Here is a 22,511-nt window from a genome sequence, read left to right as displayed (position 1 = left end):
TTGCCCACGGACAGTCGAACGCCCTTGGAAATCGGGATCGTCGGGGCCGGGATCGGCGGTCTGACCGCCGCCCTGGCGCTGTCGGATGCCGGGCATTCCGTGACGGTGATCGAGCGCCGCACCGGCTTCAGCGAAGTCGGGGCCGGGATCCAGGTCTCCCCGAACGCCAGCCGGGTGCTGGCCGGCCTCGGCCTCTCGACGGCGCTGCGCCGGGCCGCGAGCGAGCCGCCGGCGGTCGAGGTCCGCGCCCTCGACAGCGGCCGGAGGATCGGCGGCGTCAGCCTCGGCGGGCCGGCGCAGCAGCGCTTCGGCGCGCCCTATTACGTGATCCACCGGGCCGACCTCCAGACGCTGCTGCTCGACGCCCTGCGCAGCCGCCCGGCGATCCGGCTGATGATGGGCCGCGCGATCACCGGGCTGGCCGAGACCGGTGCCGGCGCCGTCCTGACCGCCGAGAGCAGCAGCGGCGGCGCGCAGGCGTTGCCGTTCGACCTCGTGATCGGCGCCGACGGCCTGCGCTCGCGCCTGCGCGGTCATCTCGACGCGGCTCCGATCCGGCCGGGCCGCGCGGCCGCATGGCGCGCCCTGATTCCGAGCGAGGCGGTGCCGGAGGCGCTGCGGGCTCGGCCACCGGCCTGTGGCTCGGCCGCGGACGGCACGTCGTCCACTACCCGGTGCGGAGCGGGCGCTTCCTCAACGTCGTGGCGGTGGTGCCCGAGGCGGTGGGCGACGAGGATTGGGGCCGCCTCGGCGAGCCCGCCGTGCTGCGCGCCCATTTCCGCGGCTGCGCCGGGCCGCTGCGCGACCTGCTGGGCCTGCCCGATTCCTGGTTGGTCTGGTCGCTCGCCGACCGGGCCGTGGCCCATCCGATGGCCTCAGGCCGGGTCGCGCTGATCGGCGACGCCGCGCATCCGGTCCTGCCCTACCTGGCCCAGGGCGCGGCCCTGGCGATCGAGGACGCCGCCGTGCTGGCGCGGTCGCTGACCGACCACGCGGACGTCCCGGCGGCGCTCGCGGCTTACGCCACGGACCGCACCGCCCGGGTCCGGCGGGTTCAGAAGGCCGCCCGCGCCAACGGCCGGACCTACCACGCCGGCGGCCTCGTGGGCCTCGCCCGCAACGCCGTGATGGCCCGCCTCGGCCCCGACGGCATGCGCGACCGCTACGCCTGGCTGTACAGCTGGACGCCCCCGGCTTGATCGCGTGCCCCGTCGCGGCTACCGAGGGGATCATGCGGACGTGGCGGAACCGGTAGACGCACGAGACTTAAAATCTTGCGGCCGCAAGGCTGTGCGGGTTCGAGTCCCGCCGTCCGCACCAACACTGGGCAGGTTTCGGGGTACCCGGCCGAACCGGTTGGGGTATTATCCGGGGTCACAGCAAAAGCTGCGTGATGGCCGGCGCTCATGCCCCTTGGGACTTCGATCGCCCGCACGCTGCCAAATGATCTGCGAGCGACGCCGCTCCGGGATCCGAGACCGAGCTTCGAATCAGGCTTGATGCTCAGTGGCATGACGATCTCGCCCGAGAAAGAATTGAAGCCACCAGCAGCAATGCCGATTTGGCGCGTGGACGATCCCTGCGATGGCAGGGGGAAACGATTTGGCCCTGCTGCACGCCCAACGGGACTTGAACCCACGGCACGCCATCGTTGGCTCGTTTGCTAGCGCCCGCGCCGCGACTGTTATGCTATCATGCGCACAGCCCTTGCAGTCCTCGCCTTCGTTGTTGCTGCAGATAGGGCACAGGCTCAGACGATCCAAAAGGCTATAGAGGCCAGGCAGTTGCAGTCCGCGGGATCCGGTGCGTCGATTCAGGCCGCGATGGGTTCGTGTGCGAGGCGGAAGCAGACGGTCGACGCCTCCGGCTGGATGCGTCCGGGCTCGGCGGGACGACAGATGCGATGGCCGAGAAGCTGATCGGCCCGTGCAATGGGGTCGCGTCGCTTGCCAAGCCCATCTGCACCGTCGATGTGGCGTTCACCCCGACCGGCTCTGGCTTCGAGGCTGTGGTGACGATCATCAAGACGTCCGAGATCGAGGTCACTGCACCGCGGCGGCGACGACCGGGAGGCTGCAGTAGCGGCGCGCACCGGCGCGCGGCCGCGCAAGGACACCCGAGCCCGGATCCTCGCCGTGCTCACGAGAGAACCCGCAACCGCCAGGCAAATCGCTGAACGTGTGGGGATCCGAGGAGGGGACCGGGGCAGGGAGGCTACCCTGGGGCTGGCGCGCCTTGAAGCTGAAGGCCTGGCGATCAGGGAGGAGGTGCGGCGGCAGTTTCCGCGCTGGCGGGCAGTTCCGGCCGTTCTCGCCGCGCCACGATCCGACAGCGATCCCGAAGCGTGACCTCGTGCTTCGGCCACAGCTCGCACGCGGTCTCGAACGCGACCCGCGCCATGGCGATCGGATAGATCACCGCGAGTTGCGCCTCGACGCAGCCGCCCGTTTCCTTCCAGACCTCGATGGTGAAGGGCACGCCCGGCGGGACCGGTGTCGTCGGGCGCGCGGGCGGCGGCAGCGTGATCGCGGCCAGACACAGGTGCTCGTATTTCCGCGCGGGCGGCGAGCCGGGCGGGCGCTGGTACCGGCACGAGGCCGTCAGGATGCGCAGGATATCGAGCGTCGACACATCCGGCCCGAACCGCTCCCGGAGGCTCGCGACCGAATACCGGCCGGATCGCTTGCAGGACGAGCAATCCACGTAGACCCGCCCGGGCAGAACATCCCGCAGAGACCCCACCGCCATCGCCTCCGTTCTGGAACGAAAGCGGAACATGCCAGATCCGGCCGCGCGGTTCAGCGGGGCGCGAACTCGGCCGGCGACACGGTGGTGGAGAGCTGTGGATCGCGTTGAAGAACGCCAGCGCTATCAGGCGCTTCGAGCGCCCTTCGGCCTTGCCGTCTGTTCAGCGCCTGGGAGGGTGCCGCGCATTCTTTCGGCTGCGCGCCGTCCTGGATGGCTTGCCGGAAGTCGGGCCTCGGGTAACCCTACCGGGATGCGCACAGCCCTCGCCGCCCTCGCCTTCGCCGCCGCCACCGGTGGGGCCAGCGATAGGGCCTACGCATGGGACGCCTGCCAGGCGATCGCGCTGCGCGACGTCCCGGCCATGGAAGCGCCTGACGCGATCCTGGAGAAGGGCGAGCTCGATGGCGGCATCACGCAGTACCGGATCAACAAGGCGACGAAGCGGGCCGTGTTCTGCTCCCACGGCGGCCACTGCTACCCGACCCACCTGACCGTGAAGGGCGAGACGGTCGAGGCGTTGCGCCTCACCAACTGCAAGATCGGCCCGAAATCGAACGACCAAGATGACGAGGAGACCTATTATCCCGTCGACATCATCCGCGAAAAGTTCACGCCAGGGCAGCTGCGTCGGTATGATTCGGAAGACACCCTCGCGCGGATTGGCCTCTGCTCGGCATGCGTCGGCGATGTGGCGAGCCAGTATCTGGACAAGCCGACCTCGCGATGCGGGCTCCTGGTCGAGAGCGCCTTCGAGGGCGATCCGAAAGCGAAAGCTGCCCTCAAGAGCCCTCCGAACGCCTGCCAGAAACAGTGAGGGGCTGTTTGCCCACGCCGGCTGACGCTCCCGCGTTGTGCGCTCGGCCTCGGCTCCATCTGCCCAAGGGGCAGACCATTTCTGGGGTCGGTCGATCGCGAAGGCGACCGCTTCATCGAACCACCCTTCGCCGAAAGCGTTCTAGCCTCGCAATGGGGAGGAAAACCGAATGAAGGTGATTTCAGCGGCCGTCTTGGGTCTGGCACTGCTGGGCAGCGTGGCTCCGGCCTTCGCACAGCCCTATGGCGGGCGCGACTACGATCGCGGCGACTATGGCTCCCGCGACAGGGGCTACGGAGATCGCGGGTATGGCGACCGGGGCTTTGGCGATCGTGACCGACGCGATTACGATCGGGATAACGACCGAGGATCGCGAGGCCAGCGTGGCGACTACGCTTTCAACGAGGCGGAGTATCTGCGCTGTAACCCGGACGTGCGCCGGGCGGTCATTGGTCGAGCAATCAAGTCCGGTCTGGAACACTACCGGAAGGTCGGCATGGCGGAAGGCCGTAAGCTGAGCTGTTGATCGAGAGGCGTCGGCACGGTCCTGAGTGACCGGCCGCGAAAAGGCCCGCGCCGGCGAACCGGGCGGGCTTCTCCGATCCAACGCCGCTGGGGATAAGCCTCAGACCCGGTGAGCATCAATCGCAGATGCACACAAAGGAAAGCCCGCCGCGGCGCTGAGCCGGGCGGGCTTTTCTCAACCGAATTGAGATCTTCAGATCTTCACGGCCTCGGCGGCCATATTGGACTGCAAGGCCTCCGGGAGATCGGCGAAAGCGTGGTACCCGGCAGCCTGCGCGGCAACATCGAGTGCGCGATCCGCACTCTCAGCCTTACCCGTCCAAAGCACTGCCCTGCTGCTCTTCTGCCTCACCTGAAAGATGGTCATGGGTACCTCATGCCAAAGCGTTCTGCTGTTAAAGCGGCACCCGCCTAAGTCGGTTCCACGGATCGCCGTCCAGACGCCCGCCGGCGGGGATCGCGCCAATCCTACCGATCATTAGGCGACCTACGAAAAAGCCCCGCGCGGCGGCTGCCGGCGGGGCGAAGGTTGTGACCTCGAACTCGGGGGAGTCTGAAATCGCGTCGGCCATACCCTGGATGCTGACGAAGATAACCTCGTCATGGCGCCGCACCCACCATGTCTCGGATGCGGGCACACTCAATACGACCGACTTGGTAGGGGCTTTTAGAAGCCTCCTCGGCCTCCATACCCATATCCGTGGCCGTAACCCCGGCCATAACCGCGACCGTAGCCCCGCCCACCGCCGTAGCCGCGGCCATACCCTCTCCCATAGCCATAGCCGCGCCCGTAGCCGCGCGGGCCGCCATAGCCGTGGCGGTGACCGCCGAAGCCGGGTCCGAAGCGGGGCCCCCCGTAGCCATACTGGATCTCTTGCACCGCAGAAGCAGCTTCCGGTACGGCTCCGATGCCGATCTGAGCCGCTGACGCTTGCATGGGTGCGATAAACAAGCTGGCTGCGAACAGCCCAGCTGTCAGTGCCGGTACTTTGAACAAACGCTTGCTCCTGGCCACATCCCCAGGTTGAGGCGGCGGCTTTGACCAACCCGAGAGCGGCTCATACCGTTCCCGTCGCTCGCCATCCGCTGCTCGTGAGGTTCACCGCACGGTTCTTGAAAACTTGCGCCGCACGGCCGTGCGGGTTCGAGTCCCACCGTCCGCATCGAGGGCTGTTTCGATTGCAACGCCTCCGACCAACGGCGTGGCTGCACCAATCATCCTCGCGCATCTCTCCAGCGTAGGCGGCAGCCCTGTGGACAGGTTCTTGCCGATCCACCGGCTCCCCCCTGTCGCAGGCGGGACGGAACATCGCGCAGATTCGTTTCAGACAGCCGAAACCTTCGCGAAGAGCAGAAGAAGCAGCACATCCAGAAATGATTAACTTTAAAGTGTTTATCATTTCTAAACAATACCAAATACAATTCTTACAACTCCTGCTCAATTGACTATTTTTACTCCACAAATTCTCGCTTCAGTCGTATTATGTGGTCTGACATTTCTGCGGTAGCCTGAACCGATGACGCGCACCTGCTCCTGAGCGGCGGCGCTCGCTAAGAGCTTCGTTAAAGCTTCATCACGAGATTGGAGACCCATCGGATGTGGCTCCGGCACCACGAGCCGGTCCCGATCAGGCATTTGCCAACACCCATGAGCTGCCACGTACTTTGACGGGCGCGGGAGATCGGTTTAGAGGTGATCGTGCACGACAAGCAATAACCATGCCGCTGGCAGCGTCGCCCGGCTGGTCGTTCACGCTGAAAGGGCATTGGGGCCTCTTATGAGTTTGGTGCAACGGCTGGAAGTGCGTCAGGGCCAAGCCCTGGTAATGACGCCGCAGCTCCTGCAAGCGATCAAACTCCTGCAACTGTCGCATCTCGATCTCGCCGCCTATGTCGAGACCGAGCTGGAGCGGAACCCTCTTCTGGAACGCGCCGAAGCCGAGGGACCCGCGACCGGTGACGCTGAAGCGGCCGGTCCGTCGAGCGAGGCCTCAGGCGAGTCGTTCGACGCATCAGATCCCGATTCGTGGCAGCCGCCGGAGCTCAATCCGAGCCGCGGTGAGATCGAGACCGATTTCGACGCGCGGCTCGACAACGTCTTCCCCGACGACGCCCCCACGCAGGTCCAGGAATCCTCCGCGGGCGACATGCTCTCGTTGACCCCGCCGCCCTACGGCAGCAGCGGCGGCAGCTTCGATTCCGAGGCGCCGGATTTCGAGGCGGCCCTGACGGCCGAGATCTCCCTGCGGGACCACCTCGCGGGCCAGCTCGAGCTGGCGACGCGGGATCCGGTGGAGCGGCTAATCGGCGGCTTCCTGATCGACGCGGTCGACGAGGCCGGATACCTGCGCGAGACGGTGGAGGGCGTGGCCCAGCGCCTCGGCGCGGACGCCGACACGGTGGCTCGGGTGCTGACCCAGGTCCAGAGCTTCGACCCGCCCGGCATCGCCGCCCGGGACCTCGCCGAGTGCCTGGCGATCCAGCTGCGCGAGCGCGACCGGTATGACCCGGCGATGCAGGCCCTGGTCTCCCGTCTAGACCTCGTGGCCAAGCGCGATTTCACCGCCCTGCGCCGTCTGTGCGGCGTGGACGATGAGGATCTCGTCGAGATGCTGGGCGAGATCCGAAGGCTCGATCCAAAGCCCGGACGGGCCTTCGGATCGAGCGCCGTCGAAGTGCTGATCCCGGACGTGTTCGTGCGCGCCGCCCCGGACGGGTCCTGGCTGGTCGAGCTCAACAGCGAGGCGCTGCCGCGGGTGCTGGTCAACCAGAGCTACTATGCCCGGGTCGTGCGCGGCGCCTCCGCCGAGGGCGACAAGGCTTTCCTGTCCGAGGCGCTGCAGAACGCCAACTGGCTCACCCGGTCGCTGGAACAGCGTGCCCGCACGATCCTGAAGGTCGCCACCGAGATCGTGCGCCAGCAGGACGGGTTCTTCGTCCACGGCGTCACGCATCTGCGCCCCCTGAACCTCAAGACCGTGGCCGAGGCGATCGGCATGCACGAATCGACCGTGTCCCGGGTGACCTCCAACAAGGCGATCGGGACGAGCCGCGGCACCCTGGAGATGAAGTACTTCTTCACCGCCGCGATCCCGGGCGCGGCCGGCATGGCGGCCCATTCGTCGGAAGCCGTGCGCCACCGGATCAAGCAGCTCGTCGACGGCGAGACGCCGGACGACGTGCTCTCCGACGACGCGCTGGTGCAGAAGCTGCGCGGCGAGGGTGTCGACATCGCCCGCCGGACCGTAGCCAAGTACCGGGAATCGTTGCGGATCCCGAGTTCGATCGAGCGCCGCCGCGAGCATTACGCTCACGGCTCGGCCCATCACGGGGCTCTGGCACTGCGCTGAGACTCTGCGGGACGGCCTTGCGCCGCGCCGCCGTCCGGCTCATCGGTCGCGCGCCGAATCACGACGCCCGGACCCGCGATGACCCCGACCGCCCAGCCACCGCGCAGCCTCACCGCCATCGTGCTCGCGGCCGGAAAGGGCACGCGGATGCGCTCGGACCTGCCGAAGGTGCTCCACCGGGTCGCCGGGCGCAGCATGCTGGGCCACGTGCTGGCCGCCGTGCGAGCGGCGGGCGCCGGCTTGGATCGCCGTGGTGGCCGAGCCCGGCCGCGACGACGTCGCCGCCGAAATCGCCAGGGGCACCCGGCGCGCAGGTCTTCCCGCAGGCCGAGCGGCTGGGCACCGCCCACGCGGTGCTGGCCGCCCGGTCCGTGCTCGAAGGCCCCGACGACGACGTGGTCATCGCCTTCGGCGACACCCCGCTGATCAGCGCCGAAACCTTTCTCCGCCTTCGCGCGCCCCTGGCGGAGGGTGCAGCGGTTGCCGTCCTCGCGTTCGAGAGCCCGACCCCGACCGGCTACGGCCGGGTGCTCACCGAGGGCAGCCGGGTCCTGGCGATCCGCGAGGAGAAGGATGCGAGCCCGGCCGAGCGGGCCGTGACCCTGTGCAATGCCGGTCTCATGGCCTTGGGAGGTCGGCACGCGCTGGCGCTGCTCACGCGCATCGGCAATGACAACGCCGCCGGCGAATACTACTTGCCCGACGCGGTGGCGCTCGCCGTCGCGGACGGGCTCTCGGTCACGGTCGTGCCCGTGGACGAGGCGGAGGCGCAGGGCGTCAACGACCGGGTCCAGCTCGCCGTCGCCGAGGCCGCGATCCAGGTCCGGCTGCGCCGCAGCGCCATGCTGGGCGGCGCTACGCTCGTCGCGCCCGAGACGGTGTTCCTCAGTCACGACACGATCCTCGGACGCGACGTGGTGGTGGAGCCGCACGTGGTGTTCGGGCCGGGCGTCCGGGTCGCGGACGGCTGCACGGTGCGGGCCTTCGCGCACCTCACCGATACCGTGCTCGAAGGCAGCGTTCGCATCGGGCCGTTCGTGCGCCTGCGTGGCCATGCCGTCCTCGAGACCGGCGCGGAACTCGGCAACTTCGTCGAGCTCAAGAACGCCCGGATGGGCCCGGGCGCGAAGGCCGCACACCTCACCTATCTCGGCGACGCGGAGGTCGGCGCGAAGGCCAATATCGGCGCCGGCACGATCACCTGCAATTACGACGGCGTGCTCAAGCACCGGACCACGATCGGCGCCGGCGCCTTCATCGGGTCGAACTCGGCCCTGGTAGCCCCGGTCACGGTCGGGGAGGGCGCCTACGTGGCCTCCGGCTCGGTCATCACCGACGCCGTGCCCGACGGCGCCATGGCGATCGCCCGTGGCCGACAGGTGGTGAAGCCGGGCTGGGCTAAGCTGAAGCGGGCGGCGCTGCTCGCCGAGAAGGCATTGCGCGGGGGGCGTTGACGCCCGCGGATCCGGGGCCGGCTCTCGATCCGCTCAGTCGTGCGATTGTTGATTGCGACCGATGTCGGTCGCCCGGCATTTTTGGCTCGGGGCGGCGTCCCTCGGCTGCCCCGAAGGTAGCGGACGTTCCGTATCCGCCGCATCTCAATTGATCAGGCAAAGAGCCAGCGGCCCAGATGATTGTAGTAAGACCTGTCCCAATTTTCATAACAACGTCACACCATTGACCGGAGGCATGCTGAGCGCATGCCTGCAGGCGGGTGTCGGGATATGTGTGCTGGGGCGACGCTCCGATCACGGCATGACGACCCGCGGGCGATCCCGCCTGTCCGTTCACCACGTTAAGGTGGCCGTTCAGCCTCCGACCTTTGCCGGTCGCGCGAACCATGGTCCGCCCGTCCCGGAAGCCGCCCCTCGATTCGGTCGCGCTGGACAACCGCCGACGCCCCGGCAGGGAGAGCTTGACCCGACAGCGATACCCTGCGGAACGGCTGCGCTTGACGCACATCGGCGCAGCTGGGACACGGCCGCCGCCCTTCCGGACATCGACCCGCACGATGCTGCTCAACCGCTTGTTTCCCGTCTGCGCCGTCCTGGCAGCGGCCACGGCCTATTTCGCGCCGGACGTGTTCCTGCCGGTGCTCCCGCACGTCGCAATCTTGCTGGCCGTGATCATGTTCGCCCTCGGCGTGACGCTGACGCCCGCGGATTTCGGCCGGATCCTGGCCCGGCCCGCGCCGGTCGTGGCCGGGGTGGTCGTCCACTACCTCGTGATGCCTGCCGCCGCCTGGGCCATCGCCCACGCCCTCGGCATGGGCACCGAGCTCACGACCGGCATGGTGCTGGTCGGCAGCGTCGCCAGCGGCACGAGCTCCACCCTGATGGTCTACATCGCCGGTGGCGATGTCGCGCTGTCGGTGACGATCGCCACGGCGTCGACGCTGGTGGGTCTCGTGGCGACGCCGCTGCTGGTGCGCCTCTACGTCGACGCCGCCGTGCCGGTGGACGTGGCGGGGCTCCTGGCCAGCCTCGTGGAGATCGTGGCCGCGCCGGTGGCTCTGGGGCTGGCGCTCAACCGGCTCGCGCCGCGACTCGTCGGGCGCATCGAGCGGGCTCTGCCCGCCGTGTCGATGATCGCCATCCTGCTGATCATCGGCGCCGTCGTGGCCGGCAGCGGGGCGAGCATCGCGGCCGTCGGCCCACTCGTGCTGCTGGCGGTAGTGTTGCACAACGGAGCCGGTCTGGTCTGCGGCTACTGGAGCGGGCGCCTGCTCGGCTTCGATGAGGGCACCTGCCGAACCTTGGCCCTGGAAGTCGGCATGCAGAATTCCGGCCTCGCGGCGGCGCTGGGCAAGCTCTATTTCTCGCCGCTGGCCGCCCTGCCGGGCGCGGTCTTTTCCGTGTGGCACAACCTGTCGGGCTCGGTACTCGCCAGTCACTGGTCGGGACGGAACGCAGCCATCGTCACGCGCGGGCCCGCGCCCTCATAAAAGAACCGCCGAGGCGACCGCGCACATCAGCATCGATTCGGCCGGGGCTGGCCCTGCGCGGCCCTGATCCGGTACACGTGACGCTCGGCTCGGCGGTGAGCGAACGGCCCGGAGCTTGCGCGGCGCGTCCGCGCGCGGCCACCCGGGCGTCAAAGCGAGAGACATCCCATGTGCGGCATCGTCGGCATCGTCGGGCGCGACGCGGTGGCGGGGCAGGTGATCGAGGCCCTGCGGCGGCTCGAATACCGCGGCTACGATTCCGCCGGCATCGCCACCCTGGAGCACGGGCAGCTGGCGCGCCGCCGCGCCTCGGGCAAGCTGGTCAACCTGGAGGCTCGGCTCGCGCAGGAGCCGCTCACCGGCATGATCGGCATCGGCCACACCCGCTGGGCGACCCACGGCCGGCCCAACGAGACCAACGCCCACCCGCACGCCACCAAGCGCCTCGCCGTCGTCCATAACGGCATCATCGAGAATTTCCGCGAGCTGAAGGCCGAGCTGGAGGCCGACGGCATCGTGTTCGAGAGCCAGACCGACACCGAGGTCGTGGCCCAGCTGGTCAGCCGCAACATGGACCGGCAGATGAGCCCGGTCGACGCGGTCGCCGCCGCCCTGCCGCGGCTGCGCGGCGCCTTCGCGCTGGCCTTCATCTTCTCCGGGGAGGAGAACCTGCTGATCGGCGCCCGCCACGGCGCGCCGCTCGCGGTCGGCTTCGGCCAGGGCGAGACCTATCTCGGCTCCGACGCCCTGGCGCTCGCCCCGTTCACCGACGCCATCACCTATCTCGACGAGGGCGACTGGGCGATCCTGACTCGGGACAGCGCCGAGATCCGCGACCAGTCCGGCGCCCGCGTCGAGCGCCCGCGCCAGAAGATCGCCACGCAGGCCTACCGGATCGACAAGGGCGAGTACCGCCACTTCATGGCGAAGGAGATCCACGAGCAGCCCGAGGTGGTGGGCCGCACGCTCGCCCACTACGTCGACATGGCCAACGGCCGAGTGATGCTGCCCGAGGCGCTGCCGTTCGACTTCGCCAAGCTCAGCCGCGTCTACATCACCGCCTGCGGCACGGCGTTCTATGCCGGTCTCGTAGCGCGCTACTGGTTCGAGCAGGTGGCGCGCTTACCCGTGGAGATCGACGTCGCCTCCGAGGCCCGCTACCGCGAGGCGCCGCTCGAGAAGGACGGGCTGACGCTGGTCATCTCGCAATCGGGCGAGACCGCCGACACCCTGGCCTCGCTGCGCTACGCCAAGAGCCAGGGCCAGCACACGCTCAGCGTCGTCAACGTGCCGACCTCGACCATCGCGCGGGAATCCTCCGTGGTGATGCCGACGCTCGCCGGCCCCGAGATCGGCGTCGCCTCGACCAAGGCGTTCTCGTGCCAGCTCACCGTGCTGCTGTGCCTGGCCATCGCGGCCGGCCGGGCGCGGGGCACGCTGGACGAGGCCGGGGAGCGCCGGCTGGTGGACGCTCTGATCAAGGCGCCGGGCCTGATGGCGGAGGCGCTGACCCGCGAATCGGAGATCGAGCTGCTGGCCCGGGACGTCGCGAAAGCGCGGGACGTGCTCTATCTCGGCCGCGGCACCAGCTACCCGATGGCGCTGGAGGGCGCACTGAAGCTGAAGGAGATCAGCTACATCCACGCCGAGGGCTACGCGGCGGGCGAGCTGAAGCACGGTCCGATCGCGCTGATCGACGAGAGCGTGCCGGTGATCGTGATCGCGCCCCACGACGCGGTGTTCGAGAAGACGGTGTCGAACATGCAGGAGGTCGCCGCCCGGGGCGGGCGGATCGTGCTGATCGGCGACGCCAAGGGCGCGGCCGAGCACGGGCTCGACACCATGGCCACCGTGACCATGCCGGACCTCGACCCCACGGTGGCACCGATCGTGTACGCGGTGCCGATCCAGCTGGTGGCCTACCACACCGCGGTGTTCATGGGGAAAGACGTCGACCAGCCCCGGAACCTCGCCAAGTCGGTCACCGTGGAGTAGCCGCACCGACCAACAGGGACCCCGATGACCGAGAGAGACGCCGCCGCGATCCGCTGGCTCGAAGGACAGGAGGGCGCCATGCTGGCCCTGCTCGAGGAGCTGGTGAACATCGATTCCGGCTCCTACGACAAGGCCGGGGTCGACGCGGTCGGCGCCCGCATCGCGTTCTTCCTGGCCGAGCACGGCGTCTCGGTCACCACCATCCCGGTGGAGGATTACGGCGACGCGCTGAAGGCGCAGGTCGCCGGATCCGGCGGCGCGAACCGGCCGGTCGTGCTGATGGGCCACCGCGACACGGTCTTCCCGAAGGGCGAGGTCGCCCACCGGCCGTTCCGGATCACGGAGGGCCGCGCCTACGGGCCGGGCGTCGCCGACATGAAGGCCGGGCTGGTCATGAACGCCTTCGTGCTGGCGGCCTACCAGCAGGCCGGTGGCGCGCCGGTGCCGCTGGTAGGCCTGTTCACGAGCGACGAGGAGATCGGCTCGCCGGCCTGCCGGCCGATCATCGAGGAGACCGCCCGCGGCGCCCGCGCGGTGCTCAACGCCGAGCCTGGCCGGCCGTCCGGGAACGTCGTCACCGGCCGCAAGGGCGGTGTGTTCATGCACATGGAGGTCCACGGCAAGGCTGCCCATTCCGGCGGCAACTACGCCGACGGGCGCAGCGCCATCGGCGAGCTCGCCCACAAGATTACCGCGCTCCACGCGATCACCGATCTCGACCGTGGCATCACGGTGAATGTCGGGCTGGTCTCGGGCGGCCAGTCGGTAAACACCGTGGCGCCCCGGGCGACCTGCGAGATCGACCTGCGCTACGTCACCCCGGCGGACCGGGACGCGGCCATGGGCCGGATCGCCGCGATAGTGGACGGTGCGACCGTGCCGGATACCCGGGCGCAGCTGACCATCAAGGGCGAGTTCCTGCCCCTGGTGCAGGACGAGGCCTCGCGCGCGCTGTTCGAGACCTACGCGCAGGTCAGCGCGCAGCATGGAGTCCGGATCGAGGGCGAGTTCGCCGGCGGCTGCGCCGATTCCGGCTTCACCGCGAGCGTCGGGTGCCCGACGCTGTGCGCGGTCGGGCCGGTCGGCGGCAAGGCGCACTCGCCCGAGGAATATCTGGAGGTGGCGAGCCTCGTCCCCCGGGCGCGCGCCATCGCCGAGACGGTCTCGGCGATGGCGGCCTGAGGCGTCTTCTCCCGGGCCGCGATCACCCCTCCACAAGCGCCAGCGCGGCGTCGGTGTAGCGGCGGCCGCTGACTGCCTCCGGCGGCATCGCCGCGTCGATCGCGCTGAGGTCGTCCACGCTCAGCGTGATCTCCGCGGCGGCGGCGTTCTCTTCGAGGTGCCGGATCTTGCGGGCACCCGGGATCGGCACGATGCCGCCGCCCCGGTGGAGCACCCAGGCCAGGGCGAGCTGAGCGGGCGTGACGCCCTTGTCGGCCGCCATGGCGGCCAGCGCATCGAGCAGAGCCTGGTTGGCCGCCAGGTTCTCGGCCTACCTCGCCTCCGGCCGGCTGGTCCGCGTGCTCGCGGATTGGTGCCCGCGCTTTCCGGGCTTCTTCCTCTATTATCCGAACCGCCATCTGATGCGGCCGGTGCTCCGGGCCTTCCTGGATTTCGTCCGGGCCGAGGGCACCATCGATCGACAGCGCCAGCCGGCGACGCCTTAGCTGCGCACCGCACCGACCAGCCGCCGCAGGAATCCATCGAGGGCCGCCTTGTCGATCCAGCGCAGCACGGCGACGAGGTCGTGGTCCGGATCGACCCAGATCACGTTGTTGCCGGCCCCGAGCGCGCTGAACGCGGACTCCGGCAGTTCGGGCTTGGCGGTCGGACCGCGGTTCAGCCACCATAGGTAGCCGTAATTCGCGAGCGTCGGCGACGGCGTCAGCATCGCGCGGTTCCACCGCTCCGACAGGAGCCGGCGTCCGGCCCAGACGCCGCCGTGGGCGATCAGGAGCCCGAAGCGCGCATGGTCGTCCGCGCCGATGAACAGGCCGCCGCCCCAATGGCCGCCACCGGGCACCGACTGGATCCGGGCCCCATCGATCTCGACCCAGGCGTTGTCGTAGCCGTGCCACGCCCAATCGTGGGACGCACCGATCGGCTCGAAGATCCGCGTGCGCAGCACCTCCGGCAACGCGCGGCCGAAGCGGCGCATCAGGCAATACGCCAGGAGGTTCACCCGCACGTCGTTGTATTCGTAATGGCTGCCCGGGGCCTGGAGCGCGCGACGCTCGCCCTTGCGGCTGTTGTCCGCCCCGGGACCGATCTGGCGGAAATGATCGACCTGGTCGGACTTTCCGAACAGCGTGCCCTGCCACTCGCTCGATTGCTGCAGCAGGTGCCGCCAGGTGATCGCGCCGTTCCGCGGACCCTCGAGGAGAGGATCCGGGACGCTGTCCCGAACGGGCGCATCCACGTCCGGGATCAGCCCGTCATCGTGCGCGAGCCCGGCCAGGACGGCCAGATAACTCTTCGCGATGGAGAAGGTCATGTCGGGGCGCCGTGTATCGCCCCAGGCGGCCACGCGTCGGCCGCCCTTCAGGATCACGCCGGCCGGGCCGCCCCGCGGTCGCACCGGCCCGCCGATGTCGCTCCAGGGCCCGCGCTCGTTCCACTCGACCAGGCCGACATAGCGTCCGTCCGGGTAGTAGAGGCTGCGCGGCCAAGGGCTCTCGTTCGCCTCGGCATAGGCGATCGCCTCGGCCAGGGCCGCGGCATCGAGCCCGGCGGCCTCGGGCCTCAGGGTCTCCCACGTCTGCGTCGGACAATACGGCTCGGTCCCCTGCGTCACGCCCGTTCTCCCGTCGGCACCGGGTGGTCATAGCACCGACGGACCGGCACGCATGCGCCGCGCCAGGGCGTTCCCGGGAACGTCCTGGCGATTCGCCCCGGATGTCAGCCCGCGGCCCGGTAGCGCTCCGCGGGTTGGACCTGGCCGAGATTCGGGATCATCGCGGTCCGCGCCCGATCGTACGCGTCCCACTGCGCGGCGTCGGGCAGGGGCGGGATCGTCACCGGCTCACGGAGGTCGAAGCCGACCAGGGCGGCGTCCACCAGGGCGCCCGTCTCCATCACGGCCGGTAAGCTGTTCACGTCGAGTCCGGCGCGCTCCCAGATCTCGGTGCGGGTCGCCGCCGGCAGGACCGCCTGGACGTAGACGCCCTTCGGCCCGAGCTCGGCGTGGAGCGCTGCGCTGAGATACTGCACGAAGGCCTTGGTGGCGCCGTAGACCGCCATTCCGAATTCCGGGACGAAGCCGACCACCGAACCGATATTGATGATGGCGCCTTCACCGGCCTCGGCGAAGCGCGGGGCGACCGCAGCGGCGAGGCGTGCCGGAGCGGTTGTATTGAGGGCGATCAGCGCCGCGACTTGCTCGGGATCCTGGCCGACGAAGCTGCCGGTGAGCGCCGCGCCGGCATTGTTCACCAGCACGCCGATCCGGGCATCCGTGCGCAGGCGGGTCTCGACGGCGGCGAGGTCGGCCGGACGGGTCAGGTCGGCCGGGAGGATGTCGACCGCGACGCCGGCCTCTCGGCGCAGGCGCTCGGCCAGCGCCCCCAGGCGGTCGGCGTCCCGGGCGACCAGAACGAGATCGTGGCCGCGATGGGCGAAGCGGTCGGCATAGACCGCACCGATGCCCGACGAGGCACCGGTGATCAGGATGGCAGGCTTGCTGGACATGGGCTCGATCCTTATCCTTTACATGATCATCATCATGTATCACAAACATGACGATGATCATGTAAAGGGTCAAGCGAGCCGCGTTCCGCGGGCGTGAGATTGCGCACATGAAGGTCGACGGCGTGCCGAGTGCCGGCGCGCCGCGCAGCTTGGCGGACCGGTTCCCGGATCCGCCCGACCGGCTGAGCTCGGCAGCCAGATTGCGTTCATCCCGGCCCCGTCGCGCACAGACCAGCGCCGAGATCGATCGGGTCGCCCTGACCAGGCCTTACCGGTGAAACCGCGCCGCGCCGCCCGGATCGGCGGCGGTGAGCGGCCTCCTCCTCGGCCGCTTGCGCCCCGGCACCGCATCGATCAGGTTTCCGATGTCCCAAGGGTCCCGCATGCGGATCTCGAGCGAGGAACCGCTTCGACCGTGCAACTCCTGATCGTCGACGACCATCCGCTGTTCCGTGACGCCCTGGCGGCCACGATCCGCCTCGCCCATCCGGACGCCGTCCTGCACGAGGCCGACGGGATCGAGGCCGCCTGCGCGGTGCTGGCCGAGAACCGCGGCATCGACCTGACGCTCCTCGACCTGTCCATGCGGGGGGTCACCGGCTTCGACGGCCTGATCACGGTCCGGGCCCGCTTCCCGCGCATCCCGATCCTGATCGTGTCGGGCCACGAGGACCCGCGCATCGTCCGGGAGGCCCTGCAGCACGGAGCCGCCGGCTTCGTGCCCAAGGCGATGGACAAGAGCACCCTGACCCGGGCGATCACCGAGGTGATGAGCGGCGCATTGTTCCTGCCCCCCGGCTTCGCAGAGGCGAGCGCGCCGTCGCCGCATGCCAAGAAGGCCCCCCTGGCCGAGCGCGTGGCCCGGCTCACGCCGCAGCAATTGCGGGTGCTGATGATGATCCGCCAGGGCAAGTTGAACAAGCAGATCGCCCATGAGCTTCACGTCGGCGATTCCACCGTGAAGGCCCATGTCTCGGAGATCCTGCGCAAGCTCGAAGTGATCAGCCGGACGCAGATCGTGATCGACACGGCATCACTGGACTTCGACCAGATTCACAACACGCAACCGGCCTGACACCGCGCATTCCGCCGTCGAAGCCGGCTTTGCGGCAGGGAGCCGCCGGGGATGCGCGCCGCGTGAAAGCCGCGACAGGCACCCGGACGTAACGCGATGGCGCCGGGCCGGGCGCATCGTCCTCAGGAGGCGACGCGTTCGACCAGAGCGCGGACATCGACGCGATCCATCGGCTCCGGATCCACCGAGCGGTGAATCGACAAGCCCTCGATCAAGGCATCCAGGGCCTTAGCCACGTCGGCCGAGAAATGTTGCCGGAGTGCCGCACGGCTCTTCTCCATCCAGTCCTGCATGACGCGGCGCAGCGGCGGGTTGCGGGCGGCGAAGGCGTAGAGCTCGTAGCTCAGCAGCATGGTCCGCGGGCTCGCCCAGCTGTCGTCCACGATGAGGTCGACCACGGCTTCGAACGCCTCGGACCGATCCGCGGCTTCCCCCAGCCGCTCGGCGAAGCGTGTCGAGACCGTATCGGCCAGCAAGGTGAACGCCTGGGTGAGCAGCTCGTCCAGGCCGGAGAAGTGATAGGTCATCGAGCCGAGCGGCACGTCGGCCGCAACCGCGACCCGGCGATGCGTCGTCCCCGCGACCCCGTGCTCGGCGATGACGTCGAGGGTCGCCTGCACGATGCGGGCGCGGCGGTCCGGGTCGTAACGGCGCTGGGACGAGGGCACGCGGGGCTCCTGCACGCGATTTCCAGACGAGATCCCTGGACGAAATTTCTGGGCGAGATTCGTTGGCAAGATTCCCGGACGGGCGGGAATTGGCATTCGCGTCCGATGCGTACATATGTACGCATCGTTGGACCGGACCGGAAGGGCTGGCCGGGACCGAGCCCGCATCGCTGCGGAGCTTGAACGGGGAGGATGCCGATGCGGACCGAGCGGGACAAGATGCTGGCGGGGGAACTCTACGACGCCCTCGATCCCGAACTCGTCGCGGGCCGCATCCGGGCCCGGGATCTCTGCCAGTTGCTCAACGCGTCAGGCGAGGCCGACGCGGATCACCGCCGGGACCTGTGCCAGCAGATCTTCGCGGCCGGCGGCGATACGGTCTGGATGCAGCCGCCGTTCTTCTGCGATTACGGCTCGAACATCGAGCTCGGCGAGCGGGTGTTCTTTAACTTCAACTGCGTGATCCTCGATGTCTGCCGGGTGCGGATCGGAAGCTTCACGCTGTTCGGCCCATCCGTTCAGATCCTCACGCCCCTGCACCCGTTCAACGCGGCCCTGCGCCGGGTCCAGGAATTCGGGAAGCCGGTCGAAATCGGGTCGGACGTCTGGGTCGGTGGTGGCGCCCTGATCCTGCCGGGCGTCACCATCGGGTCCCGCACGGTGATCGGCGCCGGCAGCGTGGTCACGCGCGACGTGCCGGACGGGGTCCTGGCCGCCGGAAATCCGTGCCGGGTCATCCGGCCGATCAGCGACGACGAGCGGGAGCATTACGCATCCGCGCCCTGACGCGGAGTAGCGATTCCCGCGCGCGAGACCGGATGGCGCGCGGCGCGTGCCATCCGGTCCAACGAATTCACGCGCCGAGGCCGCCGACGCAGAGATACTTGGTGTTTAGGTAATCCTCGATGCCCTGGTAGGAGCCCTCGCGGCCCAGGCCGGATTCCTTCACGCCGCCGAAGGGCGCCACCTCGGTGGTGATGATGCCCTCGTTGATCCCGACCATGCCGTATTCCAGCGCCTCGGCGACCCGGAAGGTGCGGCCGAGGTCGCGGGTGTAGAAGTAGCAGGCCAAGCCGAACTCGGTGTCGTTGGCCATGCGGATCGCCTCCGCCTCGTCGCGGAACCGGAACAGCGGCGCCAGCGGCCCGAACGTCTCCTCCCGGGCCACCGCCATGTCTGGGGTCGCGCCGGTGATCACGGTCGGCTCGAAGAACTGGCCGCCCGACGCGTGGCGATGCCCGCCCGCGACCACCCGGCCGCCCTTCTCGACGGCGTCGCGGATATGGGCCTCGGTCTTCTCCACCGCGGCCATGTCGATCAGCGGCCCCTGGGCGACGCCCTCCTCGATGCCGTTGCCGACCTTCAGGCGGTTGGCGGCCTCGGCCATCTTGTCCGCGAAGGCGTCGTAGATCCCGTCCTGCACCAGGAAGCGGTTGGTGCAGATGCAGGTCTGGCCGGAGTTGCGGTACTTGGCGAGCATCGCGCCAGCCACGGCCCGGTCGAGGTCGGCGTCGTCGAACACGATGAACGGCGCGTTGCCGCCCAACTCCATCGAGACCTTCTTCACCGTGTGAGAAGCCTGCTCGAGCAGCACCTTGCCGACCTCGGTGGAGCCGGTGAACGTGATCTTCTTGACCAGCGGGTTGCCGGTCATCTCACCGCCAATGGCCCGGGCCGAGCCAGTGAGGATGCTGACGGTCCCGGCCGGGAAGCCGGCCTTCTCGCACAGCACACCCCAGGCGAGGCCCGAGAGCGGGGTCTGCGAGGCCGGCTTGATCACGATCGGGCAGCCGGCGGCCAGCGCCGGGGCGATCTTGCGGGCGATCATCGAGGACGGGAAGTTCCACGGGGTGATGGCCGCGACCACGCCCACCGGCTCCTTGGTGACCAGGATCTTGCGGTCACCCCAGGGGGAGGGGATCACGTCGCCGTAGACGCGCCGCGCCTCCTCGGCGAACCACAGCACGTAGGCCGCCGACATCGCGACCTCGCCGCGGGATTCGGTCAGCGACTTGCCCTGCTCGGCGGTGAGGATCTGCGCCAGATCCTCCTGGTTCTCGGTGACCAGGGCGGCGAGCTTGCGCAGCAGCACGGCGCGCTCGTTGGCGGTCTTCGCGCGCCAGGCCGGATAGGCCGCGTGGGCGGACTGGATCGCCCGGCGGGTCTCGTCGGCGCCGGCGTTCGGCACCCGGGCGATCACCGCGCCGGTGGCCGGGTTGGTGACGTCGATCGTGCCGGACCCGGCCTTCGACCATTCCCCGCCGATCAGGCAGGATTCGACCAGGAGGCTCCGGTCCTTCAGGGTGAAAGTGTCGGACTCAGGCATTCAACGGTTCCTTCGGCGGCTGCGGCCTGTCTGGCTGAGACAGATCCGTCCGCGGCTTGAGGGGCACGCTCTGGGCCGTATTCCTCGCCTGCGCCTCGGCTTTTGTCTCGAAGACATGCGGAGCCAGATCGCGGCTCGCCAACGAGGCACCGAGTTTTAATCGCAAGAACGCGCTCGTCGTGTAGCGCGAAGCAGTCTCGTAGTACCGGTTCTCCAGATAAGCGATCGCCGAGAAATAGGCATCGCTCACTGTCGGGTCGATCTCGAATCCATCGTAATTGGCGATCAGGTGGACCTTGCGACCGATTTCCTGGCAGGCGCGCTCGTATTCGCGGCGCACCAGTTCGACGTCGTCGATAGTCCTGACCTGGAAGCCTTCGAGGTTCGAGAACAGGATGTTGCGTTCCCGGTCGTAGCTGATCCGCTCAGACAGGGAGAGCCCGAGGAGCCAGGGCTCCAGCCCCATGACGGCATCGCGGAACAGCCGCGGATCCATGGGCTTCGGGTCCTGCACGATCGGCGTGAATCCCATCTGCCCGAGGATGTCCCGCGCGATGTCGACCCCGGGGGCGACCTCGGCCAGCTCCATGCCGGCCTTGGTCCGGCGGAACACGCAGCGCTCAGTCACGTAGAGCACCGGCTGGCCACGCTCGGCCGCGTAAGCGCCCGAGAAGGTCACCTGCTCCACAGCGGCGATGAACTTCCGGGAGCGTCCCTCGGTGACGATCCGGATGCCGTCGCCCTCGACGACCACCTCCAGCCCGTCGGCCGTGAAGGTGCCGGCGAACACCAGGCTCTTGGCGTTCTGCGAGATGTTGATGAAGCCGCCGGCGCCGGCGAGCCGCTTGCCGAAGCGGCTGACGTTGACGTTGCCCTCGGCGTCGCATTGCGCGAGCCCCAGGCAGGCGAGGTCGAGGCCGCCGCCGTCGTAGAAGTCGAATTGCTGGTTCTGGTGCAGCACCGCCGCCGGGTTGAGGGCGGCGCCGAAATCGAGCCCGCCCTGCGGCAAGCCGCCGATCACTCCGGGCTCGGCGGTGAGCGTCAGGTATTTCAGCACCCGCTCCTCGGCGGCGACCGCCGCCACCCCCTCGGGCATGCCGATGCCGAGATTGACCACGCCGCCGGGGGGCAGCTCGAAGGCGCAGCGCCGGGCGATGACCTTGCGGGCATCGAGCGGGATCGGCGGGATCCGGTCGAGCGGCACGCGCTGGCGGCCCGTGAAGGCGTGGTTGTAGGGCGTGCCGTAGGTCTGACGGTGGTTCTCCGGCTGGCTCAGCACCACGCAATCGACCAGCACCCCGGGTACCTGCACCTCGCGGGGCGCGAGCGAGCCGGCCTCGGCTAGGCGCTCGACCTGGGCGATGACGAAGCCACCCGAGTTCTTGGCCGCCATGGCGGCAGCGAGGTTGTCGAGGGTGAGCGCCTCGCGCTCCATGGTGATGTTGCCGGCCGGGTCCGCCGTGGTGCCGCGGATCAGCGCGATGTTCACCGGAAAGGCCTTGTAGTGCAGCCAGGACTCGCCGCCGAGCTCGACCACGCTGACCAGGTCCTCGCGGGTCACGGCGTTGAGCTTGCCGCCTTCGAGCCGCGGATCCACGAAGGTGCGCAGCCCGACCTTGGTGATGTGGCCCGGCGTGTGGGCGGCGATCTCCCGGTAGAGATGCGAGACCACCCCGAGCGGCAGGTTGTAGGCCTCGATCTCGCCGGCGATCGCCATCTTCGCCAGCTTGGGTACAAGCGCCCAGTGACCGCCGACGACGCGACGCACCAGCCCCGGGATCGCCAGCCGGTTGAGGCCGCGCTCCTTGCCATCGCCGGGCGCGGCGGCGAACATCAGCCCGAGCCCATGCGGGCCCTGGCCGGCCTCGAACCGCCGGGCCAGGGCCAGGATCAGCTCATCCGGCGTACCGATACCGACGAACCCCGAGACCGCGACCATGTCGCCGTCCTGCAGGATGGCGAGCGCCTCGTCGGCGCTGACGATCTTGTTCTTCAGGCTGCCCATGCGGTTATCCTCGGAGCCTGGAATTGAGAGCGCCGCGCCAAGCGCGGCGATCATTCGACCGGTCGATCCTACCCACCGCCCTCATCCTGAGGTCCCCGGCGATCGCAGACCGCCGGGCCTCGAAGGAGCCCTCCAGGGATCGCAGCGATTTCTGGAGGGCTCCTTCGAGGCGGCCGCTGCCCGACCGCACCTCAGGATGAGGGAGAGCTTTGGATCGACCGGCGATACAAACCCGCAAGATGGCGCGAGATCCGCGCGGTTTCCCTCCCCCTACTGCGGGGGAGGGTGGGCCGGCCGTCAGGCCAGGTCGGGAGAGGGGAGCGCGGTATCCAGAGAAGTCGCGCCGGAAGCCCCATCCACTACTGTCGCGCTGC

General features: G+C 69.1%; 18 protein-coding genes, 1 tRNA gene and 3 pseudogenes. 13 read left to right on the top strand and 9 right to left on the bottom strand.

Annotated features, from left to right (window positions below; genetic code table 11):
- From FVA80_RS12685 to FVA80_RS12675, 3 genes and pseudogenes are all read left to right on the top strand, one after another.
- Nucleotides 1-1,199, top strand: a pseudogene (locus FVA80_RS12685) (FAD-dependent monooxygenase).
- Between the two features lie 34 nt (nt 1,200-1,233).
- Nucleotides 1,234-1,320 (top strand) — tRNA-Leu (locus FVA80_RS12680).
- Nucleotides 1,321-1,903: 583 nt separating this feature from the next.
- Nucleotides 1,904-2,176 (top strand): hypothetical protein, encoded by a 273-nt coding sequence (locus FVA80_RS12675; protein WP_147908936.1) that lies wholly within the window; start codon nt 1,904-1,906, stop codon nt 2,174-2,176.
- A gap of 80 nt (nt 2,177-2,256) precedes the next feature.
- Here FVA80_RS12675 and FVA80_RS12670 read toward each other — a convergent pair whose 3' ends face one another.
- A complete protein-coding gene (locus FVA80_RS12670) occupies nt 2,257-2,631 on the bottom strand; it encodes a hypothetical protein (RefSeq protein ID WP_246692388.1) in 375 nt (124 codons plus the stop codon).
- Between the two features lie 367 nt (nt 2,632-2,998).
- Between FVA80_RS12670 and FVA80_RS12665 the strand changes: the two genes are divergently transcribed.
- Nucleotides 2,999-3,562, top strand: coding sequence for a hypothetical protein (locus FVA80_RS12665; RefSeq protein WP_147908935.1), 564 nt, complete (start codon nt 2,999-3,001; stop codon nt 3,560-3,562).
- Between the two features lie 169 nt (nt 3,563-3,731).
- Nucleotides 3,732-4,088 (top strand): hypothetical protein, encoded by a 357-nt coding sequence (locus FVA80_RS12660; protein ID WP_147908934.1) that lies wholly within the window; start codon nt 3,732-3,734, stop codon nt 4,086-4,088.
- 192 nt (nt 4,089-4,280) lie between these two features.
- Here FVA80_RS12660 and FVA80_RS30520 read toward each other — a convergent pair whose 3' ends face one another.
- Nucleotides 4,281-4,454 carry a hypothetical protein gene (locus FVA80_RS30520; RefSeq protein WP_187193662.1) on the bottom strand — a complete coding sequence of 58 codons (174 nt, stop codon included), beginning with the start codon at nt 4,452-4,454 and terminating at the stop codon, nt 4,281-4,283.
- A 1,411-nt stretch (nt 4,455-5,865) separates the two neighbouring features.
- Between FVA80_RS30520 and rpoN the strand changes: the two genes are divergently transcribed.
- The 5 genes and pseudogenes from rpoN to FVA80_RS12630 all read left to right on the top strand — a co-directional run bounded on the left by rpoN (nt 5,866) and on the right by FVA80_RS12630 (nt 13,558).
- Nucleotides 5,866-7,437: an RNA polymerase factor sigma-54 gene (gene rpoN / locus FVA80_RS12650; protein WP_147908932.1), complete on the top strand. Its 1,572-nt coding sequence runs from the start codon at nt 5,866-5,868 to the stop codon at nt 7,435-7,437.
- Between the two features lie 78 nt (nt 7,438-7,515).
- Nucleotides 7,516-8,891 (top strand): annotated as a pseudogene (gene glmU, locus FVA80_RS12645) (bifunctional UDP-N-acetylglucosamine diphosphorylase/glucosamine-1-phosphate N-acetyltransferase GlmU).
- A 557-nt stretch (nt 8,892-9,448) separates the two neighbouring features.
- Complete coding sequence (locus FVA80_RS12640) at nt 9,449-10,381, top strand: bile acid:sodium symporter family protein (RefSeq protein ID WP_147908930.1); 933 nt, start codon at nt 9,449-9,451, stop codon at nt 10,379-10,381.
- A gap of 168 nt (nt 10,382-10,549) precedes the next feature.
- Nucleotides 10,550-12,376: a glutamine--fructose-6-phosphate transaminase (isomerizing) gene (gene glmS / locus FVA80_RS12635; RefSeq protein ID WP_147908929.1), complete on the top strand. Its 1,827-nt coding sequence runs from the start codon at nt 10,550-10,552 to the stop codon at nt 12,374-12,376.
- Nucleotides 12,377-12,400: 24 nt separating this feature from the next.
- Nucleotides 12,401-13,558 carry a M20 family metallopeptidase gene (locus FVA80_RS12630; protein ID WP_147908928.1) on the top strand — a complete coding sequence of 386 codons (1,158 nt, stop codon included), beginning with the start codon at nt 12,401-12,403 and terminating at the stop codon, nt 13,556-13,558.
- 22 nt (nt 13,559-13,580) lie between these two features.
- On the opposite strand, the gene FVA80_RS12625 is transcribed toward FVA80_RS12630, so the two are convergent.
- Nucleotides 13,581-13,820 (bottom strand): aldo/keto reductase, encoded by a 240-nt coding sequence (locus tag FVA80_RS12625; protein ID WP_348642428.1) that lies wholly within the window; start codon nt 13,818-13,820, stop codon nt 13,581-13,583.
- Between the two features lie 37 nt (nt 13,821-13,857).
- Here FVA80_RS12625 and FVA80_RS12620 point away from each other — a divergent pair.
- A pseudogene (locus tag FVA80_RS12620) lies at nt 13,858-14,043 on the top strand (LysR substrate-binding domain-containing protein); the annotation flags it as partial.
- On the opposite strand, the gene FVA80_RS12615 reads toward FVA80_RS12620, so the two are convergent.
- The 3 genes from FVA80_RS12615 to FVA80_RS30515 all read right to left on the bottom strand — a co-directional run bounded on the left by FVA80_RS12615 (nt 14,040) and on the right by FVA80_RS30515 (nt 16,505).
- Nucleotides 14,040-15,170 (bottom strand): serine hydrolase, encoded by a 1,131-nt coding sequence (locus FVA80_RS12615; protein WP_147908927.1) that lies wholly within the window; start codon nt 15,168-15,170, stop codon nt 14,040-14,042. The pseudogene FVA80_RS12620 and the gene FVA80_RS12615 overlap by 4 nt on opposite strands.
- A gap of 104 nt (nt 15,171-15,274) precedes the next feature.
- Nucleotides 15,275-16,063 (bottom strand): SDR family oxidoreductase, encoded by a 789-nt coding sequence (locus FVA80_RS12610; RefSeq protein ID WP_147908926.1) that lies wholly within the window; start codon nt 16,061-16,063, stop codon nt 15,275-15,277.
- Between the two features lie 268 nt (nt 16,064-16,331).
- The gene (locus FVA80_RS30515; protein ID WP_187193661.1) at nt 16,332-16,505 is read right to left on the bottom strand and encodes a hypothetical protein; all 174 of its coding nucleotides are present in this window, start codon (nt 16,503-16,505) and stop codon (nt 16,332-16,334) included.
- On the opposite strand from FVA80_RS30515, the gene FVA80_RS12605 reads away from it, so the two are divergent.
- Nucleotides 16,479-17,138, top strand: coding sequence for a response regulator transcription factor (locus tag FVA80_RS12605; RefSeq protein WP_147908925.1), 660 nt, complete (start codon nt 16,479-16,481; stop codon nt 17,136-17,138). The two genes, FVA80_RS30515 and FVA80_RS12605, sit on opposite strands and share 27 nt — an antisense overlap.
- A gap of 122 nt (nt 17,139-17,260) precedes the next feature.
- On the opposite strand, the gene FVA80_RS12600 is transcribed toward FVA80_RS12605, so the two are convergent.
- Nucleotides 17,261-17,806: a TetR family transcriptional regulator C-terminal domain-containing protein gene (locus FVA80_RS12600; RefSeq protein WP_147908924.1), complete on the bottom strand. Its 546-nt coding sequence runs from the start codon at nt 17,804-17,806 to the stop codon at nt 17,261-17,263.
- 198 nt (nt 17,807-18,004) lie between these two features.
- Between FVA80_RS12600 and FVA80_RS12595 the strand changes: the two genes are divergently transcribed.
- A complete protein-coding gene (locus FVA80_RS12595; protein WP_147908923.1) occupies nt 18,005-18,592 on the top strand; it encodes a sugar O-acetyltransferase in 588 nt (195 codons plus the stop codon).
- Between the two features lie 67 nt (nt 18,593-18,659).
- Here FVA80_RS12595 and FVA80_RS12590 read toward each other — a convergent pair whose 3' ends face one another.
- Together FVA80_RS12590 and FVA80_RS12585 are read right to left on the bottom strand one after the other, a co-directional pair.
- The gene (locus tag FVA80_RS12590; protein ID WP_147908922.1) at nt 18,660-20,132 is read right to left on the bottom strand and encodes an NAD-dependent succinate-semialdehyde dehydrogenase; all 1,473 of its coding nucleotides are present in this window, start codon (nt 20,130-20,132) and stop codon (nt 18,660-18,662) included.
- A complete protein-coding gene (locus tag FVA80_RS12585) occupies nt 20,125-22,137 on the bottom strand; it encodes an acyl CoA:acetate/3-ketoacid CoA transferase (protein WP_147908921.1) in 2,013 nt (670 codons plus the stop codon). Before FVA80_RS12585 ends, FVA80_RS12590 begins: the two co-directional genes overlap by 8 nt.
- Nucleotides 22,138-22,511 lie beyond the last annotated feature (374 nt).

The organism is Methylobacterium sp. WL1 (genome assembly GCF_008000895.1).
Lineage (GTDB): Bacteria > Pseudomonadota > Alphaproteobacteria > Rhizobiales > Beijerinckiaceae > Methylobacterium.
The sequence above is the reverse complement of the archived record's forward strand: the minus strand, read 5'-3'. Positions and strand labels throughout refer to the sequence as shown.

Bases quoted from the DNA above. Each gene is read 5' to 3' on its own strand.
- FVA80_RS12675 (WP_147908936.1), top strand. From the start codon at position 1,904: ATGGCCGAGAAGCTGATCGGCCCGTGCAATGGGGTCGCGTCGCTTGCC.
- FVA80_RS12665 (WP_147908935.1), top strand. From the start codon at position 2,999: ATGCGCACAGCCCTCGCCGCCCTCGCCTTCGCCGCCGCCACCGGTGGG.
- FVA80_RS12660 (WP_147908934.1), top strand. From the start codon at position 3,732: ATGAAGGTGATTTCAGCGGCCGTCTTGGGTCTGGCACTGCTGGGCAGC.
- FVA80_RS30520 (WP_187193662.1), bottom strand. From the start codon at position 4,454: ATGACCATCTTTCAGGTGAGGCAGAAGAGCAGCAGGGCAGTGCTTTGG.
- rpoN (WP_147908932.1), top strand. From the start codon at position 5,866: ATGAGTTTGGTGCAACGGCTGGAAGTGCGTCAGGGCCAAGCCCTGGTA.
- FVA80_RS12640 (WP_147908930.1), top strand. From the start codon at position 9,449: ATGCTGCTCAACCGCTTGTTTCCCGTCTGCGCCGTCCTGGCAGCGGCC.
- glmS (WP_147908929.1), top strand. From the start codon at position 10,550: ATGTGCGGCATCGTCGGCATCGTCGGGCGCGACGCGGTGGCGGGGCAG.
- FVA80_RS12630 (WP_147908928.1), top strand. From the start codon at position 12,401: ATGACCGAGAGAGACGCCGCCGCGATCCGCTGGCTCGAAGGACAGGAG.
- FVA80_RS12625 (WP_348642428.1), bottom strand. From the start codon at position 13,820: ATGGCGGCCGACAAGGGCGTCACGCCCGCTCAGCTCGCCCTGGCCTGG.
- FVA80_RS12610 (WP_147908926.1), bottom strand. From the start codon at position 16,063: ATGTCCAGCAAGCCTGCCATCCTGATCACCGGTGCCTCGTCGGGCATC.
- FVA80_RS30515 (WP_187193661.1), bottom strand. From the start codon at position 16,505: ATGGTCGTCGACGATCAGGAGTTGCACGGTCGAAGCGGTTCCTCGCTC.
- FVA80_RS12595 (WP_147908923.1), top strand. From the start codon at position 18,005: ATGCGGACCGAGCGGGACAAGATGCTGGCGGGGGAACTCTACGACGCC.
- FVA80_RS12590 (WP_147908922.1), bottom strand. From the start codon at position 20,132: ATGCCTGAGTCCGACACTTTCACCCTGAAGGACCGGAGCCTCCTGGTC.
- FVA80_RS12585 (WP_147908921.1), bottom strand. From the start codon at position 22,137: ATGGGCAGCCTGAAGAACAAGATCGTCAGCGCCGACGAGGCGCTCGCC.